General features: G+C 59.5%; 21 protein-coding genes. 7 read left to right on the plus strand and 14 right to left on the minus strand.

Going from position 1 to position 21562, the window contains the following annotated elements; all coding sequences use genetic code 11:
* Window positions 1-14: 14 nt before the first annotated feature.
* From CWI66_RS02615 to CWI66_RS02630, 4 genes are all read right to left on the minus strand, one after another.
* Window positions 15-485, minus strand: coding sequence for a tripartite tricarboxylate transporter TctB family protein (locus CWI66_RS02615; RefSeq protein ID WP_039176840.1), 471 nt, complete (start codon window positions 483-485; stop codon window positions 15-17).
* A gap of 104 nt (window positions 486-589) precedes the next feature.
* Window positions 590-1570, minus strand: coding sequence for a Bug family tripartite tricarboxylate transporter substrate binding protein (locus CWI66_RS02620; RefSeq protein WP_232710709.1), 981 nt, complete (start codon window positions 1568-1570; stop codon window positions 590-592).
* Between the two features lie 113 nt (window positions 1571-1683).
* The gene (locus CWI66_RS02625) at window positions 1684-2214 is read right to left on the minus strand and encodes a chromate transporter (protein ID WP_039176834.1); all 531 of its coding nucleotides are present in this window, start codon (window positions 2212-2214) and stop codon (window positions 1684-1686) included.
* Window positions 2211-2768, minus strand: a complete 558-nt coding sequence (locus CWI66_RS02630) for a chromate transporter (RefSeq protein WP_081137758.1) — start codon at window positions 2766-2768, stop codon at window positions 2211-2213. The genes CWI66_RS02625 and CWI66_RS02630 overlap by 4 nt, the downstream gene beginning before the upstream one ends.
* Window positions 2769-2983: 215 nt before the next feature.
* Here CWI66_RS02630 and CWI66_RS02635 point away from each other — a divergent pair, with 215 nt between their 5' ends.
* Window positions 2984-3652: a GntR family transcriptional regulator gene (locus tag CWI66_RS02635; protein ID WP_081195451.1), complete on the plus strand. Its 669-nt coding sequence runs from the start codon at window positions 2984-2986 to the stop codon at window positions 3650-3652.
* Window positions 3653-3713: 61 nt separating this feature from the next.
* On the plus strand, window positions 3714-4301 hold the full coding sequence (locus tag CWI66_RS02640) for a DUF1415 domain-containing protein (protein WP_100730856.1): 588 nt from the start codon (window positions 3714-3716) through the stop codon (window positions 4299-4301).
* Here CWI66_RS02640 and CWI66_RS02645 read toward each other — a convergent pair.
* Both CWI66_RS02645 and CWI66_RS02650 read right to left on the minus strand, forming a co-directional pair.
* Window positions 4231-4626 carry a GGDEF domain-containing protein gene (locus tag CWI66_RS02645; RefSeq protein WP_232710711.1) on the minus strand — a complete coding sequence of 132 codons (396 nt, stop codon included), beginning with the start codon at window positions 4624-4626 and terminating at the stop codon, window positions 4231-4233. The two genes, CWI66_RS02640 and CWI66_RS02645, sit on opposite strands and share 71 nt — an antisense overlap.
* A 34-nt stretch (window positions 4627-4660) precedes the next feature.
* Complete coding sequence (locus CWI66_RS02650) at window positions 4661-5161, minus strand: GNAT family N-acetyltransferase (protein WP_081137752.1); 501 nt, start codon at window positions 5159-5161, stop codon at window positions 4661-4663.
* Between the two features lie 83 nt (window positions 5162-5244).
* Between CWI66_RS02650 and CWI66_RS02655 the strand changes: the two genes are divergently transcribed.
* A complete protein-coding gene (locus CWI66_RS02655; RefSeq protein ID WP_081195457.1) occupies window positions 5245-5877 on the plus strand; it encodes a LysE family translocator in 633 nt (210 codons plus the stop codon).
* A gap of 19 nt (window positions 5878-5896) precedes the next feature.
* Here the strand turns inward: CWI66_RS02655 and CWI66_RS02660 are convergent, their stop codons facing one another.
* The 5 genes from CWI66_RS02660 to CWI66_RS02680 all read right to left on the minus strand — a co-directional run bounded on the left by CWI66_RS02660 (window position 5897) and on the right by CWI66_RS02680 (window position 11923).
* Complete coding sequence (locus CWI66_RS02660; RefSeq protein ID WP_100730857.1) at window positions 5897-6895, minus strand: LLM class flavin-dependent oxidoreductase; 999 nt, start codon at window positions 6893-6895, stop codon at window positions 5897-5899.
* A gap of 110 nt (window positions 6896-7005) precedes the next feature.
* Window positions 7006-8280 (minus strand): nitrate regulatory protein, encoded by a 1275-nt coding sequence (locus CWI66_RS02665; RefSeq protein WP_100730858.1) that lies wholly within the window; start codon window positions 8278-8280, stop codon window positions 7006-7008.
* A gap of 73 nt (window positions 8281-8353) precedes the next feature.
* Entirely contained in the window at window positions 8354-9706 is a 1353-nt protein-coding gene (locus tag CWI66_RS02670; RefSeq protein ID WP_016914702.1) for a NarK family nitrate/nitrite MFS transporter, read from the minus strand.
* A 333-nt stretch (window positions 9707-10039) separates the two neighbouring features.
* On the minus strand, window positions 10040-11059 hold the full coding sequence (locus CWI66_RS02675; protein WP_100730859.1) for a patatin-like phospholipase family protein: 1020 nt from the start codon (window positions 11057-11059) through the stop codon (window positions 10040-10042).
* Between the two features lie 108 nt (window positions 11060-11167).
* Complete coding sequence (locus CWI66_RS02680; protein ID WP_100730860.1) at window positions 11168-11923, minus strand: murein L,D-transpeptidase catalytic domain family protein; 756 nt, start codon at window positions 11921-11923, stop codon at window positions 11168-11170.
* Window positions 11924-12093: 170 nt separating this feature from the next.
* Between CWI66_RS02680 and CWI66_RS02685 the strand changes: the two genes are divergently transcribed.
* Window positions 12094-13731 (plus strand): L,D-transpeptidase family protein, encoded by a 1638-nt coding sequence (locus CWI66_RS02685; RefSeq protein WP_100730861.1) that lies wholly within the window; start codon window positions 12094-12096, stop codon window positions 13729-13731.
* Between the two features lie 76 nt (window positions 13732-13807).
* Here CWI66_RS02685 and CWI66_RS02690 read toward each other — a convergent pair whose 3' ends face one another.
* Complete coding sequence (locus CWI66_RS02690; RefSeq protein WP_100730862.1) at window positions 13808-15469, minus strand: peptidoglycan DD-metalloendopeptidase family protein; 1662 nt, start codon at window positions 15467-15469, stop codon at window positions 13808-13810.
* Between the two features lie 611 nt (window positions 15470-16080).
* Between CWI66_RS02690 and CWI66_RS02695 the strand changes: the two genes are divergently transcribed.
* Both CWI66_RS02695 and CWI66_RS02700 read left to right on the plus strand, forming a co-directional pair.
* Window positions 16081-17001 (plus strand): LysR family transcriptional regulator, encoded by a 921-nt coding sequence (locus CWI66_RS02695; protein ID WP_100730863.1) that lies wholly within the window; start codon window positions 16081-16083, stop codon window positions 16999-17001.
* Between the two features lie 78 nt (window positions 17002-17079).
* Entirely contained in the window at window positions 17080-18090 is a 1011-nt protein-coding gene (locus tag CWI66_RS02700; RefSeq protein ID WP_100730864.1) for a glutathione S-transferase family protein, read from the plus strand.
* A gap of 79 nt (window positions 18091-18169) precedes the next feature.
* Here the strand turns inward: CWI66_RS02700 and CWI66_RS02705 are convergent, their stop codons facing one another.
* Window positions 18170-18649 carry a PRC-barrel domain-containing protein gene (locus CWI66_RS02705; protein ID WP_016914695.1) on the minus strand — a complete coding sequence of 160 codons (480 nt, stop codon included), beginning with the start codon at window positions 18647-18649 and terminating at the stop codon, window positions 18170-18172.
* A gap of 96 nt (window positions 18650-18745) precedes the next feature.
* Window positions 18746-18943 (minus strand): CsbD family protein, encoded by a 198-nt coding sequence (locus CWI66_RS02710; protein ID WP_016914694.1) that lies wholly within the window; start codon window positions 18941-18943, stop codon window positions 18746-18748.
* Window positions 18944-19450: 507 nt separating this feature from the next.
* On the opposite strand from CWI66_RS02710, the gene CWI66_RS02720 reads away from it, so the two are divergent.
* Window positions 19451-21163: a DEAD/DEAH box helicase gene (locus CWI66_RS02720; protein WP_016914693.1), complete on the plus strand. Its 1713-nt coding sequence runs from the start codon at window positions 19451-19453 to the stop codon at window positions 21161-21163.
* Window positions 21164-21562: the final 399 nt, after the last annotated feature.

A 21562-nucleotide genomic window follows, 5' to 3' on the forward strand; every position in this document is an offset into this window, starting at 1 on the left:
TGAACGCCTCGCCGTTAGGGGAGCCAGACCTTGAGGCCATAGCGGAAAATGATATAGACCAACGGTACCAGCGTGCCGCTGATCCCCAGATTGATCAGCCACTTGCGTCGCGAGTCCATACCTAGCAGCAGCGCCAGCGAGGCCACCATGAACCCCATCGTGGCAACGATGTACCCAAGTACGGGAAGCAGGGCGGCGTACAGCCCGAAGATCCCAAAAAGTGCCAGTACCGATTTCCGCCGGTTGAACCAGTGAGAGACCGCTGCCGACCACGAAGGGGGCGGCGTGGCAGGGGAAAAGAAGGTGCGCACCAGAAGCACCAGTGACAGCAGGGCAATGGTGACCAGCAATATGCGCGGAAAGAGCGCTGAGCCATAGGGCTGCCAACTGGTGGGGGGCCTGATGGAACTTGACTCCACCCACATGACAGCCACGATCAAGAGCAGCGCCAGCGCCAGTGCGCGGTCTTTGGTAAGCGTTAACATTAGCGATGCCTCCACAGGCCCCTGGGGTGCTTGCCGCAGGGGCCAATGACAGAGTGAGACCAATAAAGCGTCAGTACGTGATGAAGCAGCTCTCTGCGAATCGATCAGTTCTGAAAATCGATGTTTTCAGCTGCCGCAGATAGCGCTGCCTCGTTTTCCGTCAAAAACGCTTGATAGTCGTCTCCTGCCAGGAAGCGAACCACAGACCCGAATTCATTCTCGATACGACTCTGCACTTGTTCGTTTTCTAGCGCTTGGCCGTATGCGGCAGCCACCGTGTCGAGGATTTCCTGTGGGGTGCCTTTGGGCGCAAAAATGCCGCGGCTGGTGGAGTGGTCCATGTCGATGCCCTGTTCTCGCAGGGTGGCGACGTCAGGCAAGCTGTCCAGCCGCTCGGGGTGAGCGATGCCTAGCGGCACAAAGGTGCCGTCCTGGTAGAAGGCGCCCCCGGACGGAAGATTGAACATGGCGAAGTCGATCTCCTGGGCCATCAGCGCAGAAACCTGCTCGCCGGTATCCGGGTAGCCCACCAGGCGGATATCGGCCATATCGATCCCGGCCTCCTGGAAAAATTGTGCCCAGAAAAAGTGGTCCGTCGAGCTGGGGATCATGCTGAAGCGCACCTGGCCCGGATTCTCACGCACGTATTCGGCGATATCGGCAGCGCTTTCCACCGGGTGCCCGGCATAGGTCGTGGGGATGTTGATGGTTTGCGTCAGCAGGGCAATCGGTTCGAAGGCATCGTAAGAGTAGTCGACCATTCCTGCCAGCTTGGAAAGGGCAATGGCGTCATGGCTACCCAGCAGGGTATAGCCGTTAGGCGTGGCATCCTTGACGTTACGCGAACCCAGCGTCGCGCCTGCGCCAGCCATGTTCATGGGGACTATGGATGTGCCCAGGTGCTGTTCAGCCTCCTGGGAAATCAACCGGAAAATGATGTCCGTGGCGCCGCCAGGGCCATAGGGGATGACCAACCGGATGTCCTGCTCCGGGTAGTCGGCGAAGGCATTGGAAGTGAACGCCATGCTGGCGCTGAGGCCAATGGCTGCCAGGGTAGTGCTGAGAGTAAGTGTCGAATGCGTCATGTGATACACCTTTTTTGATTGAGTTGGTGCGGTGGGCCACTGCTTTTCAGCAGTGACTGGGTGAGCGCGTGGTCCCATTTCGGGTTCTTGTTGTATGCAGTGAAACGTCAAGATCAGCCCAGAAAGAGCCCTCCATAAACCAGTGCGCCGATGACAACGAACGCGGGGTGGGTGTTGAATCGCACGAGGGCGATGGCCGCGACGATACCGATGATCAGGGTGTGAACGATGCCGCTGCTGGCGGTGCTTTCCAGCAGGAAACTGAGCGTGAGCCACGCCATCATGATGGCAATGACCGGGCGTACCCACTGGCTCATGCGCTTGACCCTGGGCGATTCACGGTGGCGGTAGAGCAGCCCCAGTGCTCCGATCATCAGCAGCAGGGAAGGAACCACTGTCGCGGCCACGGCCACGGCGGCGCCTCCCAAGCCGGCGACTTCATAGCCGATATAGCCCGCCATCTTGGTGGCGATAGGGCTGGGAAGCGCGTTCCCCAGGGCCAGGGTTTCGGCAAACCCCTGCGAACTCATCCAGCCGTAGCGGCCAACCACTTCTGCCTCGATGAGCGGGATGATGGCTGGCCCGCCACCGTAACCCACGATGTTGGGAATAAAGAACGCCAGAAACAGCTCCCAGTAGATCATGCGGCCTCCTTCGAGCGCGCTTGACGGTTTGGCCGCAGCAGCGCTGCCAGCAGAATGGCGCCGATGACAAAGCCTGGGTGAACGCCAAGCCAGTAGATGACGCCACCCGCGACAACGGCCATGACAATACTGACCAGCCAGCCCAGCGCGGCGCGTGATTTATCGAAGAAATCCCAGGTGAGCTGGCCCATCATGACCATCACCACCGGGATCACGGCCTGCCCCATGCCCTGTATCCAGCCAATGTCGCGATAGCGACTGAAAGCACCCAGCATCACGACCATGGCGATCAGCATGGGCAACACCACCGCCAGCACGGAGAGCACGCACCCACTGATACCCGCCACGCGGTAGCCAATGTAGCCTGGCATTTTGGTGGCGATGGGCCCCGGCAGGGTATTGCCAATCGCCAGCACATCGGCAAACTCCTCGTCGGTGAGCCACTGATGGCGTGTCACGACTTCTGCATGCACCAGCGGTATCATGGCAGGGCCACCGCCAAAGCCAAAAATGCCCACCCTGAAAAAAGCCCAGAAGAGCGCGGTTTGTTTCATGTGTCGAACGCCTGTGTAAACGTCTTCGAGGACGGCGTGGCAAAGGCCGAAGCGGGGGTGAATGGCATGCGGATGACTCTTTGATCGTTTATGGGTTAAAAAATCGATTATCTTGTCTAAAATAGAATATAGGCGAGCCTGTCGAGGGGCGTCAACACTTGGTCTCTTCATCTCCGCCAACCGATGCAGAGAAAAACCTGCCTGAGGACTCGGTAATGAACAAACATATTCAGCTCTCCGCAGAGAAAGTGCCTGGCTCCATTTACGACGTTTTGCGCCGTGATTTGGTCGCGGGGCGTTTTGCGGCAGGGGAGAAGCTGGCCATCAATGCGCTCAAGGAGCAGTATCAGGTGGGGCTGAGCCCACTACGTGAAGCCTTGAACAAGCTGGCAGCCTATGGCCTGCTGATTCAGGAGAATCAGCGTGGTTTCAGAGTGCCCAAGCTCTCCCGAGAAGAGCTGGACGACATTGCTCGGATGCGCACCGAGCTCGAAGGCATGGCGCTGGAGCGTGCCATTGCCCACGGAGATGCGGTATGGGAAGCCGATCTACTGGCGGCGGCACACCGCCTCAAGCGGGCCGACCTTACACTGGACAAGGTAGAAGAGTGGGAACGGCTGCACACCCAGTTTCATCGTACGCTGGTGGCGCCCTGCGGTTCGGTGTGGCTGCTGCGCTTCATCGAGCAGTTGCACGACCAGTTCGATCGCTACCGTCGGCTAGGCCCGAAAATGCCCACCGTTCGTCAGGAACTGGACGATCAGCACCATCAGCTGGTAGAGCTTGCCCTGAAACGAGATGCGGTTGCTGCGCGGGCATTAATGGACGACCATATCCAAAAATCCTACGAAGTCGCGCTGGCGCGGTACCACCAGCATGCCTGATGGCTGGGTTCCAAAAGAGTGTTAAGGATCGTTTTTAGTAATCGTTTTTAGGAATAGCTTTATGGATACCGCTTCCTCTGCTTCGCATCACGCTGACGATGCCCTGGTCGTTGCCCAGACGCTCACTTGGGTGGCCAACTTCATCGTCGGGCACAATATCTGCCCCTTTGCCAAGCGTGAATTGGAGCGCGAGGCGGTGCGTGTGGAAGTCGTGCGCTCCAAAAAGGTGGATATTGCGCTGGAGGAGCTGGTCGCCGAGTTCGAGTGGCTGGATGCCCATCCAGAGGCAGAAACCAGCCTGCTGGTGTTTCCCACGTTGTTCAAAAGCTTCGACCACTATCTGGACTTCGTGGAACTGGCGGAACAGCTATTGGAACAGCTGGGCTATGAGGGCGTGTATCAATTGGCGACGTTTCACCCCGATTACTGCTTCGCCGATGCTGACCCTGACGAGGCCGCCAACTACTCCAACCGTTCGCCGCACCCGATGATCCACGTATTACGCGAAGCCAGTGTGGAAAAAGCCATCGAGTTCTACGGCGACACCTCGATCATTCCTGAGCGCAACATCACTTACCTCACCGAGATGGGCCAGGATGCGCTGGAGCGGCAGTGGCAGCGCTGTTTTGCTGGTCAGGTCGATAAATGACCAGGCGATGTTTGCCCTGATGCTTGGCCTGATACAGCGCGCTGTCGGCATGGCGTATGACCTGTTGAATGTCCATGCCATGCTCGGGCCACACCGCAGCGCCAAGGCTGCAACCGACTTGGGCGGTCATGTTGCCGGGCAATTCGATAGGCAGTGCGATTTGAGTGAGTAAGCGCTGGCTTACTTCCTCGGCTAGAGAGTGACTATTTTCTGGCGTGCTCTTGATAACCATGAGGAACTCATCGCCGCCCAGCCTGGCGACCACAGCGAGAGCATTACGAAACGTATCGGTAATCAGCCGTGAGTAGTGATGTCTGCCGGTCATGGCCTCAATGCGCTATGTAAGCATTCACTACGAGTCACTTGTTGAGAGATTTGTGCATGACGTAGGTGTCCACCAGTCCCAGCGACGGATGGCGAAACGCCTGGGGTACGGTGCCGACAATGGCAAATCCCAGCCGCTGCCACAGGGTGACCGCAACGTGATTGCTGGCCACGACGGCATTGAACTGCATCGCCTCGAAGCCAGCGTCACCGGCCAGTACCTGAGAGTGTTCGCACATGGCGCGGGCCACGCCTTTGCCGCGTGCATGGGGTGTCACCATATAGCCGCAGTTGCAGACATGCTTGCCGGGGCCTGCGGCATTGGCCTTGAGGTAATAAGCCCCCAGCAGTTGACCTTGCTCGTCCTTGACGGCCAGGCTGTGCAGCGGCAGCGTACACCATAGATGGTAGGCATCATCAAAGGTGATGTCGGGGTCTATCGCGTACGTTTCCTGTGCCGCTACAATACTCTGGAACGTTGGCCAGAACAGGGCGAAATCGTCGCGGGTCATCGGGGTAAATGCAAAACGCTGCATGAGTATTCCTGCATACAAGACATGGCATACGCTAGCATAAGCGGATGCCTGAAAGCGTCAACCGAAAGATGGGGAGCCGTCACATGACCCTCGAGAGTGCCCTGACCTATTTCGTGGCGATCTTCGTCTTCGCCATTACTCCTGGCCCCGGTATCTTTGCGCTGCTGGCCAAGGGGATGTCCCAAGGCGTGCGCGCCTGCTGGCCGCTGGCTGTGGGCATGACCGTGAGTGATGTCATCTATCTGATGCTGGCCTTCTATGGGCTGGCTGCCTTGGCAGAAAACTGGGGTGAAGCCTTCACCGTGTTGCGCTATGTGGGCGCGGCTTACCTGTTTTATCTGGGCTGGAAAATGTGGACGGCCAGCGTCACGCCCCCGCGCCTGGAAGGCGGTACGCCCGTGGCGGCCACATCCGCTCGTGAGGCCCTCAAGGGGCTTACCCAAGGGGTCCTGATCTCGGCCTCCAACCCGAAGGTCATCCTGTTTTATGTCGCGTTTCTACCCACCTTCATTGACCTGACCACGCTGAACCATGGCGACATGCTGCTGGTGGTTGGGCTTACCCTAGTGGGCTTGATGATGGGGCTGATGCTGGTGGCGTCGTTTGCCTCGTCGGCACGGCGCTTTTTCCAGTCCGAACGCGCCCAGAAGGGCACCAACCGCACAGCAGGTTCCTTGATGCTGGCGGCAGGTGCTTTCTTGATTGCCAAAGGCTGAAGGTCACCAGGTGAACGTGTCAGGCGTCCTTGACGACTGACGCGACGATCTCATAACTGCGCAGGCGGTCCGCGTGCTGATAGAAGTCACTGTTGATCATCAGCTCGTTGGCCTCGGTACGTGCCTGGAAGTCGGCCAGCTGCTCCTTGACCGTTTCAGGGCCACCGATGATGGCCGCGCCAAGAAACTGGGCGACCTGGGCGCGCTCCATGGGGCTCCAGTCCAGATGATCGACCGGGGGTTGTGACTGCGTCGGACGGCCGCGAATCAAATTGAGAAACTTCTGCTGGGCAGTCGTGGCCAGATAGAGGGCCAGGTCGTCGCTGTCGGCCGCTATCACGGGTAATCCTACCATGGCATAGGGTTCCGCCAGATGCTCGGAGGGCTGGAATTGGTCGCGGTACAGGCGCAGCGCTTCGAAGAGATAGCCCGGCGCAAACTGCGCAGCAAAGGCGAAGGGGAGCCCTAGCCTGGCGGCCAATTGGGCGCTGTAGCCACTGGACCCGAGCAGCCAGATGGGCACATGGGTGCCCTGGCCCGGCACGGCCTTGACGGTTTGCTGGGGCTGGGCTTCGCCCAGGTAGCGGCGCAGCTCTTCCAGCTGTTCTGGAAAGTCATCGACACCCGACTGGGCGTGCCGCCGCAGGGCACGCATGGTCGCGCCATCCGAGCCAGGGGCACGGCCCAGCCCCAGGTCGATCCGGCCGGGGTAGAGCGTCTCCAGGGTGCCGAACTGCTCGGCCACCACCAGTGGGGGGTGGTTGGGCAGCATGATGCCGCCGCTGCCAACGCGAATGGTGGACGTTTGCCCTGCCACGTGGCCAATCAGCACGGCCGTGGCGGCGCTGGCGATACCCGCAATATTGTGATGCTCGGCCAGCCAGTAGCGCTGGTAGCCCAGCCGCTCCGTGTGCTGGGCCAGGGCCACGCTGTCTTGAAAGGTCTCGGCGACACTGCCGCCTTGACGAATGGGCGCCAGGTCCAGAACAGACAGCGCAGTGTTGGCAAGTTGGCTCATGGTGACACCTGCTTAAACGGTCATGGTCAAGCGGCTTGATTTATTAGCACGCTTTCGAATACACCGTTTATGCGGGTGCCCCTGGCAAATTGCAAGGTGCCAGAGGGCCATCAATGGCGCTGGCGCTTGTCATCTTTACGCTGCAGCATCGCGGAAAGGTCGAGAATCGACTGGGCCATGTCGGCCATGCTACGGCTCTGGTCCATGGAGGTCTTGCGGAGAAAGCGGTACGCCTCCTCTTCGCTCATGCCCTGGTGGGCCATGATCAGCCCCTTGGCACGCTCGATCAGCTTTCGTTCTCGCAGGGCCTTGCGGGTATTTTCCAGCTCGTCGCTCAAGCCCTGCAGTCGGCTGGACTGAGCTTGCGCCAGCTCGATCAGCGACCGGCTGAGCGGCGAGTGAAGCGCGCTGGCCGTCAGGTCGCCCAAGGGGTGCGAAGGTGCCAGCATGAGCAGCTGTTCGCAGGGGGCAGGCAGCGGATGGCCCGGGGTGCTGGTGGCGTGTTCCAGGGCCCTGCGGGCCTCGGCGATTTTGAGATGGCACAGGGCGGTCAGCTGCGTGTTGAGCGTATCTTCCACCGCCTTGATGGTATCCAGCCGCAGCGTGGTGAGTTCGTACCAGGTTTCGCCCAGCGAGTCGCTGACGCCCATGGGCGCGTTGGCACGCTGGCAGGCGATATCGCGAAGCTCGCGGATGCCCGCCAAGGTCCTGGGCGAAAGCGCCTGCTGCCAGGCGGCCAGCGCCTCGGCGGCGGCAAATTCGGCAAAGGTGTCGAAACAGCGCTGCTGCGCGGCCATCAGCTGGTTGAGCAGTTCACGGTGCGCGTCATCGAAGTGCCCCAGCGTAAACCCAAAGGCGCCGCAGGCGCGCTCTTGCCCGGCCAGCTCCTTGCCCTGCATCAGGTGGAAGATAGCTACCAGTGCCCGCGTAATATCGGGGTCTATGGCGGTGTCGGCGGCTTCGAAAACGATGGCCAGCAACCCGCTGATCAAGTGGTTGAACGCCTGCGTGGCCGCATCAGGCGAAATCGTGAACTGATCGATGGCGCGGCGCAGCGCCGGAAGTTCATCCAGGGCTTGCCACACACCCGCTATGCGGCGAAGCAGCCTGGCGGCTGCCTGTGAGCGAACTTCCTGGCCCAACGTTTCCAGCCGCTGGCGCATGGCCGCCTCGGCACTTTGGCTATGTTCGAGGTAGGTGGCGCGGCGTGCCTTGAAGCGCTTCCCCTGGGAAGCCAGATAAATGGTCGAAGCGCCCCGTTCGCGCTGCAGAACGTGAATGAACTGACTGATATCGCTGACGATATCGGCGGTGGTGGCCAAATGATGAAGGTTGTCGATATCACAGCGCAGCGCGGTCAAGAGTAGCTGTTGGGCAGAAGACATAGTAGTTCCTTGTTACTCGCCGCCTGAAAAGACGGCGCCTCACTGGATGACCAGAGACGCGCCTGCTTAACTGCTAGCGTAAAGAGAGAGCGCCCTGTTCATGACGATCACCGGCGGCCTCACGGTAGGCCTTGGCTTCCTCGGCCTCGGTGGCATCGCTGAAGCGTACCACCAACACGCAAGAAGCCAGCAGCAGTACGGTAATGCCTAGATAAAAGAGCCCTTGCTGGTAGCTGAGGCTTTCATTACGAAACAAGAACGCGGCGGAGACGGCACCAATGTTGCCCCCAGCGCCAACGATACCGGCCACGGCTCCCAGCGCTTTCTTGTTGATGAAGGGGACGACCCCGTAAGTGGCACCTTCCGCCATCTGCACGAACAGGCTGAACACCAGCATGATGCCAATCGCCATGCTGAGCACGTGCATCTGCGAAAACGCAATCAGCGCGATGCCTTCGCAGATCAGAGCAATGAAGAGCCAGCGCACACGCCCCTTGAGGCCCGCCTGTTTGGCGAACAGATCGGAAAAGACGCCGCCCAGGGTGCGGGCAAAGATATTCATCAGCCCGAACAGGCCCGCAATGAGCCCTGCCGTGGCCAGAGTGAGATCAAAGGTATCGAAAAAATAGATGGCGGCGATGTTGTTGATGGTCAGCTCTACCCCGAAGCAGAGCCCGTACACTACAAACAGCGCCCAGACACGAATATCCTTGGCGGCAGCCATGAAGCTCTGCGCGGCGCCATACTCGCCGCTGGCTTCCGGTAGCTCGCCGCGGGCGCGCAGCTCGCTGAAATTGCCATCCGGGGCATCCTGGGTAAAGTACCAATAAGCGATACCCGTCAAAAACAGCACGACCCCTGGCACCAGCATGGCAAGCCGCCAGCCCAGCGCTTCGTTGACGCCCAGCATGAGTATTCCGGAGAAGATGAGCGGCATCAGGATTTGCGTCGTACCGCCCCCCAGGTTACCCCATCCGGCGCTGGTGGCGTTGGCGGTGCCCACCACATTGGGGGCGAACATCATGGTGGTGTGGTACTGGGTAATGACGAACGAGGCGCCAATGGCGCCAATGGCCAGACGAGCCAGCAGAAAGGTTTCAAAGCTGTTGGCCAGGCTGATCCCCATGACGGGAATGGAGCCCAACAGCAGCAGTCCCGTATAGGTCTTGCGCGGCCCGATGCGGTCGCAGAGCACCCCGATCAGTAGCCTGACCACCACGGTGATCGCCACGGAAGCAATGATGGTGTTGCCGATTTGGGTTTGCGTCAGAGACAGGTCTTCACGTACGACAGCCATCAGCGGGGCGATGCCGAACCAGCCAAAAAAACAGATATGAAAGGCAAACCAGGACATGTGGAATGCCCGCATCTGTGGCGTGGAGAAATCGAGCAGCCGAATACGATTGGCTTTGTGGCGGATGTTCATGGGTGGCCTCGGGTAGCATGGAACGAGTTCGTCAACGCACAACGCCAAGGGCACTGCACAGAGACGGGAACACGCCTTCATCGTTGAAGGTCAGGTTCGACGCACTCGTACCCGGCTGGGCCTGGTCCACGCCTATAACACTGGAAATCACCAAGCAAATAATTCGCCACTAGCCATTTTTTAAATATAAAACATTGATTTAATGAATAACGATGGGGGCGCTGGGGGTGTGGTGCCAAGGGGAGGGAGCAGGGGCGCACTCGATTGGGGCAGTAGCGCCGAGTCGAGTGCGCCAAGTTGGCGCAATATCAGAGGGTGCTGGGTATTGAGGGGTTAGCCATGCAGGTACACGGCATCGATATCCAGCGTCGAGCGCTCACCAATCGCCTCGAAGTGCTCGTTGAGCCACAGCTCTGCAGCCGCTTTGCCCTGGTCGAACAGGTGGCACAGGAACGGCCATTCGGCATTGAGCTTACTGGATACCGACAGGCTCTCCAGTGCCTTGTCGCCACTGATGCGATGAAACAGAGCCTGCTGGTAGCAGTTTTCGATGCCTTGCTCCTCCAGTGCATGCTTGAGCAAGGCAATCATGCGGACTTCCTTGATCAGCGCAGCGTTGAAGGTGATCTCGTTCAGCCGGTTCATGATGGCCGAGGCCGTGGTGGGCAGCTCATCGCGGCGGATGGGGTTGATTTGTACCAGCAGTATGTCGCGCGCGCTGCACTCTTCCATCAAGGGAAACAGTGCGGGGTTACCCATGTAGCCGCCATCCCAAAAGGCTTCGCCGTCTATTTCGACGGCCTGAAACATGAACGGCAGGCATGCCGACGCCATGACGGCATCGACGCTCATCTCTTCACGACGAAACACGCGTTGCTTGCCGGTACGGACGTTGGTCGCCGCGACGAAGAGTTTCAGCTGGTCGCACTGGCGCACGCGGTCGAAGTCGATATGCGACGCCACGATGTCTCGCAAGGGGTTCAGGTTCAGTGGGTTGAGCTGATAAGGGGAGACCAGGCGAGTCATCAGGTCCATGGCGACATAGCCCGGTGAATGATCCAGGCTCCAGTTGCCGGTCAGTACGTCCATGGGGGAGCGGCGGATGGGGCTCGCCATGCCCGCCCGGCTGACGGCTTTCCAGAAATCCCGCAACGCTTGCCGAGCCGTCTCCTTGCCGCCGCGAGTCAGCGCGTCGGCCATGACGACGCCATTCATGGCCCCCGCGCTGGTGCCGCTGATGCCCTCGATGTCGATTCGGTCATCTTCCAGCAGGCGGTCCAGCACGCCCCATGTGTAAGCGCCGTGGGCTCCGCCGCCCTGAAGCGCCAGGTCGAGTTTTTTTGCTGATGCCATGTGATCCTTCCCAAAGTGGCTAATAACGTGCCCTTAAGCATGGCATAAATGAGCACGTTCGGTAACACGGGTATGGTGGCGGTGCTGGCGGTGATCACTATCACGCCATTATCTCATCTGCGCGAGCTGCAGATGCTCATCCTGGCCACAGCGCAGGAAGGAAGAGGTCGCTAGCCACTCTTCATCGGGGTAGTAGGCAAACACGTACTGCTCTTCCTTGAGGCTGTCGATAAGCGGGTAAGTGATGTCTTCGCGAACGGCAGGGCAGCCATGGCTTCGCCCCAGTCGCCCCGTCTGGGCGATGAACTCTTCGCTTACATACTCCGCCCCATGAATCACGATGGCGCGTTGAAAAGCGAGGTCGTTCACCTCTGGCTCCAGACCCTCCAGACGCAGTGAGTAGCCATTGCGCCCGTAATAGCTGTTCATGGTGCGAAACAGTCCAATGCTGGATTGAAAACTTTCGGGGACGTTCGAAAACACTTCTGCGACGGCATCACCCGACCCTCGGCCATGGGACACCAGCTCTTCGAACAGCAACGCGTGCTGGTGCAGGTCGAAGACCCACAGGCGAGGCTCTGTGGAGGGCAGCGAGTAGTCGATGACCGCCAGGCGCTCGGCGTAGGGGTCGGCACAAGCGATGGCCTGCGCGGCCAGACGGAGCGCCTCACCGGAGGCGCCAGGCGCCAGTTGTTGTAACTGATGATGAAGGGGCGACACACCGATGGGGGGCAGGGAAGAGACCTGGGCATAAAAGCTGGCAGCCTGGAGTGGAGAGGCGCCAAGCCACAGGCTCGTGGCGGTCATCAGGGTCAATAATCGGGGGATATCGGAGCGAAAACGAGTATACAAGGGTGAGAGCATCGAGTGTCATCCTGCCAAAGGTGCGATAAGTCCCCACTAGAAATGACCATGAACAGGCGCAAGCAGCTATGCTGAAGTAAAGTGTCAGGCTATTCGGCCGGTAACGGGAACTGCCGATATCATTGGGCATCAGCGCCGTACAGCGCTGCATCATAACGCAAGGAGAGGCGATGAACGATCATCTGCGACTAAGACAATGGGCGATAGGCGCCCTGGTTGGACTTGTCCTGTCTGGCCCCTTGCTGGCGGTGGCTACGGAGCCTGCTCCTCCTGGCATGCAACAAGCCTTGTCACAGCAGGTTGAGCGGGCAGGGGAGTCGCTGCCGGTGGCAGCGTTTTATCAGCTCAATGGCGGGCAACCGGTTTGGCAGGATGAAGCCCGTGTGAAAGCTCTGGTGGAGGGGTTGAACGGCCTGCTGGATGATGGCCTGAGCCCCGAAGATTACCGCGCGACGACGCTGCTGGAGGAGTTCCGTGCCAGCCGCGAATGGGACGCTGCCGCCCAGGCACGCTTCGATGTCGATGCCACTCGGGCTCTGCTGCTGGCGCTGGAGCATCTATCGTCAGGCAAGGTCAATCCTCGTCAGGTGGAACCTGGCTGGGACGCTTCACGCCCAGAGCGCAGTTACGCGCTGCCTCGTGTGCTGAGCGCCGTGGAGCGTCACGATGTGGAATCGGCGCTGGCCATGGCCCGGCCCAGCTCACCCGAGTATGCCCAGTTACGCCAGGCATTGAGTGCCTACCGTCAATTGGCCGAGCAAGGCAGCGTTCCTTACCTGTCCGGTAGAGAAGCCTCGCTGCGGCCTGGCGACCGCGACGCTGATGTGGTCACGCTGCGCCAACGGCTGACCCTGTGGGGCGCCTCGGGGCTGTTGGGTGCCGACAGTAGCGCCTATCCAATGATTGGCGTACAGGGGGCGCCGCGCGACCAGCAGCTGTTCGATGACACCCTGGTACAAGCAGTGAAGCATTTTCAACGCCGCCACCAGTTGCAGGAAGATGGCATCGTCGGGGAGCGCACCCGGCTGGCGCTGAACATGCCGGTGGCTTCACGGGTCGACCAGCTGCGGGTCAACCTGGAGCGTGCGCGCTGGATACGCCCCGCCTTGCAGCGTGAGCCTCGGGTGTGGGTCGATATTGCGGACTACCGGCTGCATTACTTGCGTCCTGATGGCCAGCAGTGGGATGCACGAGTGGTCGTTGGCACGCCGCGGCGTGAAACGCCGGTCATTCACTCCACGATCAGCCACCTGACCATCAACCCCAGCTGGACCATACCGCCTACCATCATGCGGGAAGACGTGTTGCCACGGGTACGTGAGGATATCGGTTATCTGGCCCAGCAGAACATTCAGGTGTTGAGCCCCTCAGGGGAAGCGCTGGATGCGCAGAGCATCGATTGGCAGCGCCCTGGAGGCGTTATGCTGCGTCAGGTGGCGGGGAGCCGTAACCCTCTCGGGAGGGTCGTGGTACGCTTTCCCAATAATGACATGATTTACTTGCACGACACCCCGGCGCGCGGATTATTTCAGCGGGAGCAACGGGCCTTGAGCTCCGGCTGCGTCAGGGTGGAAGGCGTGGCGGAGTTCGCTCAGATGCTGCTACAGGATAGTGGCAGTCGTCATCAGCTCAATGCGCTGATGAACAGTGGGCGCAGCGATCAGAACGTCAACCTGCCCCAGCGCATTCCCGTAGCACTGCACTACCTCACCGCGTGGCCCAATGCCCAGGGGGAGGTAGAGTTTCGAGATGATATCTACCGCCGAGACCCGGCACTGCTATCGGCGCTATCCGCACGCGACGCCTGATTCCCTCTTCCACGTATGCTACCTATGCGACAGGCCGCCCCTTGGGGCGGCCTGTCGAACGACGTATCACGATGAGCTACTGAACGGTGTCGCTATCGTCGCCACTGCTCTGGTTGCTAGCCACGCTGATGATGCCTGTCTCGCCACTCTCCAGTACCGCCAGGACCGGTTCGGCCTGACGTTGGAAGGCGATCAGAGTATCGCCACTCAGGCTGGTGTTTTCAGGCAGCTCGACGGTCATGGCGTTGACCGGCGAATTGTTGACGATGACCTCATAATGCAGGTGAGGGCCGGTACTGCGGCCCGTATTGCCGGAAAGGGCAATGCGCTCACCCATGTCGACACGCTGGCCCTGGCTCACCATCGGCTGCGAAAGGTGCAGGTAGCGCGTGCGGTAGCCGTTATCATGGCGAATCACGATATAGCGTCCTGCCGCGTGGTGATTGCCCACGCGCTCCACACGTCCATTGGCCGGCGCGATGATAGGGGTGCCGATCGGCATCGCAAAGTCGGTGCCGTTATGCGGGCTGACCCGCCCTGTCACCGGGTGAAGGCGGCGCGGGTTGAAATTAGAGCTCAGGCGATAGTTGCCTTCGAACGGACGGCGGGCAAAGGCCGGGTCCAGGCTGTTGCCTTCCGGGGTATAGAAGTTGTCGTCAGAGGGGTTGCGCACCACGGTCAAATCCATGCGCTCGCCGTCATATTTGACCGCCAGCACCCGTGAATCCAGCGTTTCGCCATCGATCATGTCAGACTCGACCAACACCTGAAACTGATCCCCCCGGCGGCTGTCGCGACGGAAATCGAGTTTCTTCTCCAACAGGCGGGTCAGCTCGGTGACCGAGCTGCTGCTCAGGCCGGTAGCCTGGGCAGAGCGTGCAAAGCTGCCGCTCACGCTGCCTGCGTAAAGCCGCTGTACCGGCTCGCCCTGGCGTTCGATGGTGGTGATGGCAAAGTGTTCGCTGTCTCGTTCCAGCAAAATGCCGTCGCGGGTGTTGCGCATCATGCGCAGCGACAGCAGTCGGCCTTCTTCATCCAGCTGGTAATCGAAGCTGTTGCCGGCGCGCCAGTTGGTCAGCAGGCGCTGGTCGGGCATGTCTTCCAGCAGCGCCAGTACTTCGCTGTAGCCTAGCCCCAGCTCGTTCTGAGCAACCACGGCAAAGGTTTCACCAGACTCGACGATATGCGTCTGCCACTCGGGCACGAAGGGCTCTTCAGCGGCCAGCTCGAGCTCGAGAAAGGAAATATCGTCGAACAGCTCGATATCGTAATCTTCGTAGGAAGTAGCATCAGCAATGTCGACGGTCGGGTCGGTATTGAGCATGCCGCTTGCAAGAGTGCCCACGATCACGGCCATGTGCAGCGCGCCGTCATCGAGCGCAACGGCCAGGGGAGGCACGCTGGCCATGGAGGCTTCGGCGCTGGTGATCACGTCGAGGTCGACGATCTCGGTTGCTGCCAATTCGCTGAGGGGAATATGGTCACGGGTGGCGTCGAGGGCGCGGGAGGCGCGATCGATCGCTTCTGCAACAGGCGTTCGCTCTTGCCGCAGCGAGGGGACACCAGGAGCAGAGTCGCTGGGGAGAGGAACAAGTACGCTCTCCAGCGGTGTGTGTGGTTGATTCAGGTTGTTATACGTCGTCACCAGCTTTTGTGCGCCCAGCACAGTGACCATGGTGGCCACTGGTAATAGTAACAATTTATGCGTGCGGGGCAGCGAATGGAGGATTCGCAACATGGGTAAATAGACCGCCGAATTTGTGAAGTAAACGTAACAAGAAAGTGAGCAAACTCGGGAACCATACCCCAAGGAGGCAGGGGTGAATAGACTGTATATCCATACACAAAACATACTTCCGTCGAAATATGCAAATATTCGACAATGAGAACCGCTCTCGAACGCCGTTCGCTAACAAAAGTAACGGCGTAAACTGCCTTTGATGACCGCCGCATGGCGCGATCATCTTCTTAACCATAGACGCAAATGAAGGGTTATTAAAGATGTGCGTAAGTTGTGTCTAATTAAAACGGCATTTTAAGCACTTATCGACCAAAATGAGCGCTTGAAACGGACGTTTTTCACGGGCTAGAAAAGCGCATCGCCCAAAACGCCCTCCGACCTCGCAAACGTGGCTTTTTGCGGGTAATCGCTAATATTTAAAATGTGTTTTTTTGTTTCTGTATGTTCTTTTTTTGAAACAAGGCGATGTTCCTGTGAGCCCGCGTATTAGCCCTTGGTGCAAAATTTGCTGTCAGGCCACGTACTCTCGACGTTTTACTGGCATCCTATGGGTTGTTTTTTCGAAGGTGAAGCGGTTTGTTTCGCTGTTTAGCGTCGAGGAAATCGAAATGTCTCGGGTAACACTTGCACAGTGGCAGATGCTTGCCGCCGTGGTCGACCACGGTGGCTTTGCAAGGGCGGCAGAGGCGATCCATAAAAGCCCCTCTACGCTCAACCATGCGGTACACAAATTGGAAGAGCAGCTGGGTATCCAGGTGCTGGAGCCCGTGGGGCGGCAAGTGCGGCTGACGGAAGCCGGTGAGCTGTTGCTGCGCCGTGCGCGTCAGCTGATCGAGAGTGCGGCGTCGCTGGAGGACGTGGCCTCGCGCTTGGCAGCGGGCCTGGAGGCTGAAATCGTCGTCGCTATCGATCAAATCTTTCCTGCGGCGGCTCAGGCCAGGGCGCTGGAGCGCTTTTCGGAAACCTATCCCCAGGTGCGCGTACAGCTGCATGAGAGTGTGCTTAATGGCGGCACCGAAATGCTTTATGACGGGCGTGCCGACCTGGTGGTCACGGCCATTGAGGCCCAAGGGTTTCTTGGTGAGCCGCTGGTCAATGTGCACTTTGTGGCGGTCGCTCATCCACGCCACCCGCTGCATCAATTAGGGCGCGCGTTGGATCTGCGTGACCTGGCCCAGCATCGCCAACTGGTGGTGCGTGACTCGGCGTTGCGCCAATCGACCAATGCAGGCTGGCTAAAGGCTGAGCAGCGCTGGACGGTCAGCCATGTGGGCACCTCATTGGACATGCTCAAGCGAGGGCTGGGCTTCGCCTGGATACCCGAAACGCGTATCCTCGAAGAGCTGACCAGTGGTGCGCTGAAGCCGCTGCCGCTGAGTGCAGGAGCCGTGCGGGAAGTGCCGGTGCAGCTTATCTTCCGTGATCGTGACCGCGCAGGGCCTGCGGCTCATGCCATGGCCGCTGCGTTGCGGCAGTCCGTCAAGGAGACGTGCAGCCAACATTCGATTCCCTCGAATGAAAGTCGGTAAAACATCCGCTTGAGCCCTCTCTCGGCGAGCGTATCCTGTAAACAGGCTATTTCACACGTTCGCAACGGGAGAAGCACCATGGGGTTATTGGTCAACGGCGAGTGGGTCGATCAGTGGTACGACACCAAAAAGCACGGTGGGGAGTTTGTCCGTGAGTCGGCACAGCTGCGTGATTGGGTAGGGGAGCCTGCCGACAGCGGAAGCGTGTTGGAGGGCGAGGCCCAACGCTATCCTGCCGAGGCAGATCGTTACCACCTTTATATCTCCCTGGCATGCCCCTGGGCGCACCGCGTGTTGATCATGCGTCAACTGAAAGGCCTGGAGCCCTTGATCGGCGTCTCCCATGTCAGCCCGCTCATGCTGGACAAGGGCTGGACCTATCACCAGGACGAGGGTTCCAGCGGCGACCCGATCAACCACGTCGAGTTTCACCACCAGCTCTATACCATGACCGACCCGCAGTACACGGGGCGCGTGACGGTGCCGGTGCTGTGGGACAAGCAGCGTAATGCCATCGTCAACAATGAGTCGGCTGAACTCCTGCGCATCTTCAACCATGCCTTTGACGAGCTGACCGGCAATACGCTGGATTTCTATCCCTCCGACCTGCGTGATGTCATCGATGAGGTCAACGCCGATGTGTACGACCACATCAACAACGGGGTTTACAAGTCGGGCTTTGCCACTGAGCAGAAGGTGTACGAGAAGCATGTCACTGCGCTGTTCGACGCGCTGGAGCGCATGGAGAAGCGCCTGGGAGAGCAGCGTTACCTGGCGGGAGAATGGCTGACCGAAGCCGATATTCGTCTGTTTACCACGCTGGTGCGTTTCGACGCGGTCTACTATGGCCACTTCAAGTGCAATTTCAAACGCATCGAGGATTATCCCAACCTGTCCAACTACGTGCGTGAGCTCTATCAGTGGCCGGGCATTGCCGACACCGTCAACCTGGACCACATCAAGCGCCACTACTATTACAGTCACGACACCATCAACCCGACCCGTATCGTCCCCGCCGGGCCAGCGTTGGACTTTCAGCGCCCCCATGACCGTGAACGTCTACCGGGGCAAGGAGTGCGCCGTCGCTGAATCAATGCGGCCATCCATGAAAATGGCCACCCGGTTGGGTGGCCATTGCGTACCTGTGTGTCGCTAAACAGCAAACGTATCAGTCGGAGCTGACGGCGTCACGGGCGGACTGCCAGGCACTTTGCGCGCCATCACGCGTGGTTTCCCAGGCATCGCGTGCGCCTGCCTTGGTTTGTTCCCACCAGTCGTGGTTGTAAGTAGGAAAGGCTTCCACTTCTTCGGACGTGGCTTGGAGCATGATCCGGTGCTCGGTATCGCCATCCGCTTCGGTGTGGGTTTCCAGCGTGAAGTGGTCGGTGCCGACAACGATTTCACGTCCGCCCAGCCCCAGTACAGAGCCGCTCTCTATGACCAGTGCAGTAATGCGCATCTCCTCATCGAAGAGAATGTTTTCCACCTCACCGATCTCTTCGCCGGAACCGCCCGCGAAGTAGACATCAGCATCCAGAATGTCTTCGGCTGAATACATACCCTGTGGCTCGGTCTGTGCGTGGGCGCCCATTGCCATGCTGCCCAGAAGTACCGTGCCGATAGCCGTTGTCAGTAGTGATTTACGCATAGCTTCTCTCCATGTTGCTATTGAATCAGCCAAATAGGCATCTATTGGAAAATGGATACGCATTGGCCTGCCTGTACAGCGCCAATGCCGAAACGATCAGAGGCCGTTGGCCCACTCGTCTGCACGGCGCTCGGCTTCTTCACGGGCCAGCCCGTATTTCTGCTGAAGCTTGCCCACGAGCTGGTCTTTCTTGCCGCCGATTTGCGTCAACTCATCGTCGGTCAATTCGCCCCAGCTGGAACGCGCCTTGCCTTTTACTTCGGTCCATTTGCCTTCGATCTGATCCCAGTTCATAGGCATCACTCCTTGAAGTTCGTGAACAACGTGAGGCACCTCTCAGGTTAGACCAATAGTGAACAAGTGCAAGTTTCAGGATGATATCGGTTAAAGTAAAAAAGCTGGTCAGCTCACCAGTGGGGTGGTAGGATGCGCGCTCCTCGCATGTGTTGACCCCTCCATCACGACGGCAAGCGTTGATTCGGTCGCCTCATGGCACCAAGCCGAAACGTTTGCAGGAACATCCCCTCGACTGGATGTTCATTGCTGTGAAGATGGCGCGCCTCCAGCATTTCACCAGACGGGTGAAATCGGCGCAGTAAGGTCGCCACAGCGGTTGGCCCGCAGCGTGCGGTACTGCCAGCCGAATGCCAGGTGCGACCGGCGTCTCCGACTCCACTGATGACGATATCCGCTATGCGGAGCCTTGTTTTTTGCTGCGCACCGTGATGTGCGGCATATGACAGAGTCAGAGACGCTTACGATGTTTTTTGCCGGTGATACCGGCCTACCAAGGTGTGATTAATGACCTCGATTTCTGTCACCTCGCCGAGCTTCGGTGATCTGGCTCTTTTGCCTGCCGTTCTGTCTGCTGTAGAAGCGCAGGGCTACGAAACTCCTTCGCCCATCCAGGCGCAGACCATTCCAGCATTGCTGGAAGGCCGCGATATGCTGGGTCAGGCACAAACGGGTACCGGTAAAACGGCTGCCTTTGCACTGCCGCTGCTGTCGCGTCTCGACATGCAGCGTCGCGAGCCCCAGGTACTGGTGCTGGCGCCTACCCGCGAACTGGCTCAGCAGGTTGCGGTTTCCTTTAGCAAGTATGGTCAAAACCTGCAGGGGCTCGAAGTGGCTACCCTGTGTGGTGGTCAAGAGTACCGTGAGCAGCTGGGCGCCTTGAAGCGCGGCGCTCAGGTCGTGGTCGGTACGCCCGGTCGTATCATCGACCACCTGGATCGCGGCAGCCTGAAGCTGGACGGTTTGTCTGCGCTGGTGCTGGACGAAGCCGACGAAATGCTGCGCATGGGCTTTATCGACGACGTAAAACGCGTGGTTGCCGATACCCCGAAAGATGCCCAGCGCGTGTTCTTCTCGGCCACGCTGCCGTCTGAAATCGAGCGTATCGTCAATCGCTATCTGGTCAACCCGGTCAAGGTGGCGATCGAATCGCGCACCACGACGGGAGAAAACATCGAACAGCGCCTGGTGCGTGTGGACGGTGGTGCCAAGCTGGAAGCGCTGGCGCGTATTCTGGAAGTGGAGCCGGTGGATGCGGCCATCGTGTTCGTACGTACACGTGCTGCCTGTACCACGCTGGTAGAGCAGCTGACGGCGCGCGGTGTCAACGCGGCTGGCCTGTCGGGTGACCTGGACCAGAGCCTGCGTGAGCGCACCATCACCCGCTTGAAGCGTGGCAAGGTCGATGTCCTGATCGCGACCGACGTCGCCGCTCGTGGTCTGGACGTTCCGCGTATCACCCACGTGGTGAACTACGACCTTCCCCAGGACGCCGAAGCCTATACGCACCGTATCGGTCGTACTGGCCGTGCGGGCCGCAGCGGTATCGCGATCACCTTCGCGGGCTTCCGTGAAGGCCGCAAGGTAGGCTGGATGGAGCAGGCAACGGGTCAGAAAATGACCGAAATGCCGCTGCCTGACGAAGCCGCTATCCGTGCGCACCGTGATGAAGTATTCCACCATCGCGTCGTGGCAGCCCTGACCAAGGGTGCCGAAGAGCAGCGCGCGCTGGTCGAGCGTCTGGTGGAAGAAGGTCACGACGCCGTCGAGCTGGCCTGTGCCTTTGCTGCCATGGCCCGTGCTGACGAAGCGCCGATTGGCCGTCTGCAAGCACCGCGCAAAGAGCGTGCTCCGCGTGAGGGTGCGCCCGGCAAGCCAGCTGGTGCTCGTCGCGAGCGCTCCAGCGCGCCCAGCGAAGGCATGACCCGCTACCGTGTGTCGGTAGGCCATAAGGATGGCGTCAAGCCTGGTCAATTGGTCGGCGCGTTGGCCAATGAAGGCGGTATCGAAGGTGCCCGTATTGGCCGCATCGATATTCGCAACGCCTTCTCGGTGGTCGAGCTGCCCAGCGGCCTGCCGTCTACCATTCTGGCCAAGATGGCACGTGCCCGTGTGGCCGGTCGCCCGCTGGAAATCAGCGAAGACCGTGCGCCCGAGCGTGCACCGCGCCGTCGTCGTGACGATGGCGATGCGCCGGTTCGCCGTCGCGAACGTGCGTAAACGCCTGCCGGGCGACTGATGTCGCCCTGGCTACCATCCCCCCATGCCAAGGGCATGGGGGGATTTTTTTTTACCTCGTCGATGGCTATGAGGCAGCTCCGACGGGATTTATGCAGCGTTTCCCTAAAAGCAACGAATCCACCAAAACAGGTGGGTTCGTCAGCAGTCTGAGGCGGCCCAAGGGCCGCCTTCCTGCGTTTCGAAAATGGTGTGTCTGCACTGGCGACAGCTCCTTATCCTTTGGTCGCAATTCAGACTCTCGGGTAAATCATCCGATGCTCGGGCCAAACTCCATCCCGCCGGGCAAGGACGAGCGCTAGGCGGCTCCATAGACTCCTCTCCAGATGGCAACCGATTTCGACACGGCCATCGTGGAGAGGTAAATGAAAGCTTTCGAGC

Source organism: Halomonas sp. 141 (genome assembly GCF_002810305.1).
Lineage (GTDB): Bacteria > Pseudomonadota > Gammaproteobacteria > Pseudomonadales > Halomonadaceae > Vreelandella > Vreelandella stevensii.